This is a genomic window from Streptomyces mutabilis (genome assembly GCF_014649815.1).
Lineage (GTDB): Bacteria > Actinomycetota > Actinomycetes > Streptomycetales > Streptomycetaceae > Streptomyces > Streptomyces mutabilis.
The window spans coordinates 1-517 of sequence record NZ_BMTT01000320.1; the positions used below are offsets into that span (position 1 = coordinate 1).

Below are 517 nucleotides of genomic sequence, written 5' to 3' on the forward strand. Positions count from 1 at the left end.
GTACGTTACTGCCACAATGCGAATTGCCCGATGGAAGAGGCGAAAAATGGTATCTTGCTTACCTGGGCGATTAGAAAATCTCTGGTTTTCTGCCCAAAGATGATGGGCTGAAGCAGGCCCTTACTGGTGCTAATATTGTTGTCATCCCGGCTGGTATTCCCCGTAAGTCCCTACCCTTTCGCATTGCTCCTCGTATGTTCGCTGGTGGCCAGTTTTCTGATAGTTGATAGGCAAGCCTGGTATGACCCGTGACGACCTCTTCAAGATCAACGCCGGCATAGTGCGAGACTTGGTCAAGGGTATCGCCGAGTTCTGCCCCAAGGCCTTTGTTCTTGTTATCTCAAACCCCGTTAATTCTACTGTTCCTATTGCTGCAGAGGTGCTCAAAGCCGCTGGCGTCTTTGACCCGAAGCGCCTCTTTCGTGTCACCACACTGGACGTCGTTCGTGCAGAGACTTTCACCCAAGAGTTCTCGGGCCAGAAGGATGCTTCTGCTGTTCAAATCCCAGTTGTTGGT

The 517-nt window shown here is 51.3% G+C and carries 1 protein-coding gene; it reads left to right on the forward strand.

Annotated elements, in window-relative coordinates; all coding sequences use genetic code 11:
• Positions 1–241: 241 nt before the first annotated feature.
• A partial coding sequence (locus tag IE142_RS40485) for a lactate/malate family dehydrogenase (protein WP_502266924.1) occupies positions 242–517 on the forward strand: 276 nt, incomplete at its 3' end.